Source organism: Coleofasciculus sp. FACHB-712, from assembly GCF_014695635.1.
GTDB lineage: Bacteria > Cyanobacteriota > Cyanobacteriia > Cyanobacteriales > FACHB-T130 > FACHB-T130.
The window spans coordinates 1-4619 of record NZ_JACJOQ010000526.1; the positions used below are offsets into that span (position 1 = coordinate 1).

Annotated in this window: 2 protein-coding genes; one reads left to right on the plus strand and one right to left on the minus strand. The window is 47.3% G+C overall.

Going from position 1 to position 4619, the window contains the following annotated elements; genetic code table 11:
* Nucleotides 1-2529 (plus strand): WD40 repeat domain-containing protein (locus H6F50_RS18010; protein ID WP_242029091.1); only part of this gene is annotated, 2529 nt, incomplete at its 5' end.
* Nucleotides 2530-2617: 88 nt separating this feature from the next.
* On the opposite strand, the gene H6F50_RS18015 is transcribed toward H6F50_RS18010, so the two are convergent.
* Nucleotides 2618-4342 (minus strand): hypothetical protein, encoded by a 1725-nt coding sequence (locus H6F50_RS18015; protein ID WP_190429756.1) that lies wholly within the window; start codon nt 4340-4342, stop codon nt 2618-2620.
* Nucleotides 4343-4619: the final 277 nt, after the last annotated feature.

Genomic DNA, 4619 nt, shown 5'->3' on the forward strand with positions numbered 1-4619 from the left:
ACTAAAAAGTTGGTGCAACAGTTGGCAAGTGAAGGAGCCAGGCTAGTCGTTACCAGTCGCAACGAAACAACGGGTAAGGAAGAAGTAGAAGTTGCCCACGAAGCTTTAATCCGCCATTGGCCGACGTTGCAAAATTGGTTGGATCAGAACCGCAGTGATCTGCAACTGCGAGAGAACATCAATCAGGCAACAGGAGATTGGCACAAACATAAGGATAAGCCAGATCAAGAGGCTTATCTCATCCATCAGGGGGGACGATTAGAGAATGCCGAGATGTTGTTGAAGCATCCCAAATTTGTGCATCTCAACCAAGAAGAGGCGGAATATGTCTCGGCTTGTATTCAGTTGCGCGATCGCATCCGCAGGCAAGAAAAACAACGCAGACATCGCCTGCTTTTCGCCGCTGTCAGCTCAGCTTTTGTCTTTGCTGGATTTGCCATCTTTGCTGGATATCAGTGGCGGCAAGCAGAAATCGAGCGAATTCAGGCGTTAAGTGCTTCCTCAGAAGCTAAGTTGGAAGTGGATCAATTAAAGGCGCTGATCAAAAGTTTACAAGCTGCCAAAGAAGTTAAGCAACTGTGGTTGCCATCAACAAACTTAATTACTGGAGTAATCGTCAGGCTGAACAAGTTAACTTCGGAAGTCAACGAACGCAATCGCTTAGAAGGACATAAAGACCAAGTTACAGATGTCAGTTTTAGCCCAAATGGTCAGATACTGGCGAGTACTGGAGTTGATGGCACAGTTCGTTTGTCAGATTTACATGGCAAAGAACTAATTAAATTTGGAGTGAGTAAAGAGCGTGTTAGAAATATCTACTTTAGCCCGGATGGTCGGCTACTGGCGACTGGTGGTGAGGATGGGACTACAAAATTGTGGGATTTGAAAGGAAGCCTAATGAGGGAATTTCCTAAGCAAAAGGAGGGGGTATATAATATCGCTTTCAGCCCTAAGGGTCAGACTGTCGCCACTGGTTCTGGAAATGGCATCGTTCGCTTGTGGAATTTGCAGGGCAAATTATTAAAAGAATTTCCTGCCCACAATACTGGGAGTAATAGAAGAGTCTGGGGTATTAGTTTCAGTCCTGATGGTAAGGCGATCGCTACGGGTTCTGGAGACCGCACCTCCAAGTTGTGGGATTTGAACGGCAAACTATTAAGCGAATTTAAAGGGCATAAAGATACGGTATTTAGTGTTAGTTTTAGTCCCGATGGTCAAAAACTTGCCACTGCCTCTAAGGATGGTACTGCCAAGCTGTGGGATTTGAAAGGAAAAAAGTTGGGAGAATTGTTAGGAGATCAAGAGCAAAACTGGGTGTTTAGCGTCATTTTCAGTCCCGATGGCCAGCACCTCGCCACTGGTTCCAAGGACGGCGTTGTTCGCTACTGGGGTTTGAATGGAAAACTCTTGAAGCAATTTAAAGGGCATTCAGACTCGGTTAGGAGTGTTATTTTCAGCCCAAATGGGGGGCTTTTAGCTACTGCTGGATACGACAACACTGTACGCTTGTGGGATTTGCAAGCTCGTCAGCAGCTAACTAATTTCAAAGCGCAAAAAGGCACAGTCTGGAGCGTCAGTTTTAGCCCGGACGGCGAGATCCTAGCGACTGCTGGAGCTGATGGCACTGTCCGCCTGTGGGATTATTTATCAGGCGAGCAGTTGGGGGAATTCAAAGGTCATCAAGGTGTAGTTTGGAAGGTTAGTTTTAGCCCGAATGGCAAACTTTTAGCTACATCAGGAGAGGATGGCACCGCTCGCTTGTGGAGTTTATTTGGTAAGCAACGGAGAGAATTCAAAGGCCATAAAGGTGAAGTCTTAGGTCTAAATTTTAGCCCGGATGGTAAACTTTTAGCGACTTCAGAAAAGGATGGCACCGTTCGTTTGTGGGATTTGTCTGGTCAGCAACTAAGAGAATTAAAAGGTCATGAAGGTGCCGTCCTGAGTGTCAGTTTTAGCCCGGATGGCAAACTTTTAGCTACCGCAGGAGCGGATGGCATGGTTCGCTTGTGGAATTTATCTGGTGAGAAGCTAAGAGAATTCCTCGCGCATCGAGACTGGATCAACAGCGTCATTTGGAGTAATGACGGTCAAAAACTGGCTACAGCTAGTAGCGATCGCACTATCCGTTTGTGGGATTTGTCAGGTAATCAATTAAAGAAGGAATTCAAAGGTCATAGAGGTGCAGTACAGAAACTCCGTTGGAGTAACGATGGTAAGCTGCTAGCGAGTGCTGGATCTGACTCAACTGCTCGTCTGTGGGATGTAGCCGGTCAAGAGGTTGCCGTATTCAAAGGTCATAAAGGTGAGGTCAAGAGCATTGGTTTCAGTCCGGATGGCAAGTTTCTCGCTACGGGTGGCGAAGATGGAACTATTAAGTTGTGGCAGGTGGAAGGATTCGATGAGCTGATGGTGCGGGGTTGCGCTTTGGTACGGGACTATCTCAATAATCCAAATGCAGAACTCGATCCGGAAGAAAGTCACGTTTGTGATGGTATCGGCACTGCTAGTAATCTACCCAAATCCAACTGAGAATATTAGCTGCTACCTGAAAATTTAAAAGCTGTGCGGGAGTTTTCCCACACAGCCGTTTACATAGTTGCGATAGTTGCGATCGCTATTAACTCAATCCCTTCAACACATTTAAGAGATTGGTGGCTATTGACATTGCTGTTTGCATATCGGTGTTATTAGCTGGAGCTTTTTGTACAGTATTGACAAATTGCTCTAATGATGAAATCAGTTGCGTCTGAACTTGCTTAAGGGCAGCTTCATCAGGCACTTGCTCTGGAGTTTCCGGAGCCAACCCCTGTCCCGGCTGGTTAGAAGGCAAATGCACAGTTTCAATCGTGGGGCGCTCGGCACTAGCATCTTTACTGCTACTGACCACTAGCCGGACTGCTGGGTCGCCGATAATCGCATAGTTGCGGGCGTCGTTGTTAGCCGTCCACATAGCAGCTAAACTCCGATTGTTGGGAGTCGCGCCAAACTTAATATCTTCTAACTCAATGTTAAGGTCAGAGGAAATTTCGGCATAGCGCTCATCAAAATACTCCACTGCCGACCCGACTGGATGACCTTCCAGCAGGCGCTTCACGCTACTTTGAAAAACTGCTATCTGCCGTTTATCTGCACTTGAACCGCGAATATCTGACCAAGAGAAAGAACAATCCCAAGCTCGATCTATATGACCGATGACAGCTAGGGCACCTCCCTTGGGATGGCTCAGAAGTTTCTGCGGCAAGCGGGCAAGAAAGGGATACGGCGCAATGTCTGGTCTTTCTGAAAGAGATTGAGAGTGACCCTCGAATTCATCCTTTTGGGGACAGCCAGCACCATAGCAGGCAAAGTGAAAAGCAATCATCCCTAACAGCCGCGCTTGTTCGCTAATATCGTCCCCAGAAAAGTAAAAATCTTCCGGAATCGGTTTTTTTCCCCATTCGAGACCAGGCCAGTCTTGGCACAGCAATGCGCCTTGGTGGGGCAACTGTCGCGGATCGCCGTTGGGAAAGACCATACCGTGACTGGCAGTGAACAGCAAACTAGGCGTTTCGCTGCCTCCTAGCAGCTGCCCCAGACGCGCTTTGGTTGCTTCTTCTTTAAGAATCGTTTTCACATCCCAGTTGGAATGTTCCTCGACAGCCCATTCAGATAACGGCTGAATCAGGTCTTGAGTGCTGAGATTAGTGGCACGGTCTCCTGGGTTGCACACGCCGAAAAAGGCAGCGCTAGGAGATAAGGATAGATTGCTAGTTTCCGCTTCTACTACACTGCGAGCGTACTGCGCGTACTCCTGTGGCGTATCAAAATAAATGCGACCTACTGCATACTGAACGCTAAGCTGGGACTGAAAGCGATAGGGAATTGTTACTGGATCTCCAACAATCAGCAGGTAGTAGGGCATTTTGTCTGGATCGGCAGGACCTGGACCTAATCCTTGACGCGACAGGAACTTATTTTTTGATTCGTACTGATTTTTTGCCTTGTCGTGACGATAGCCTTTAGGACCAATGTATTCCTGATAGTAATGCTCGTGCTTTTGGGTGGCTTGCTTTTTGCGATGGTCTAATAGCTCGCTGAGCGCCTCTCGAATTGCCGGATCGGCATCGTAAGCGAAAATTACTCCCCAACCTGTTTCTGCAAGGTTTTTGGGGTCTATTCCCTCTATGGGAGCAAAGTCAATCTCTTCTTTTTGTCGCTTTTTTAGCTGGATATCTTCTAAACTTTCTGGATCGAATTCTTCGCCCTGGGCAATCTTAGCTACTTGCTCAGCAGTCAAAGGAGGCAGCAAATAATCGCCACTGGCTCCATTAATTCCATTGAAGAATAGCAGGTCTTCGGACATCTCTTTGGTTCCTGATAATTTTGAGTGACTAACACCGCAAGGCTGTTGGATTGACCTCTTTTCCCACTCTTGTGTCGCAAGTACAGACGCATCTGTCTTCCCTCTTGCCTATATAGGCAAGCAGGGTTGGGGAGGTTAGGCGATCGTCCGAACAGTCTTAATGTCTTAACTAAGACTGGCGGTTAACTGCCAGAAACTGCCGACCACAGCACATGGGCTACTTCCGGTTTGGCAAAGTCGTTATGGGCACCAACAAACTTGTCTGTCACGTCATTAA

Coding starts and splice junctions, on each gene's coding strand:
- H6F50_RS18015 (WP_190429756.1), bottom strand. CDS start 4,342: ATGTCCGAAGACCTGCTATTCTTCAATGGAATTAATGGAGCCAGTGGC.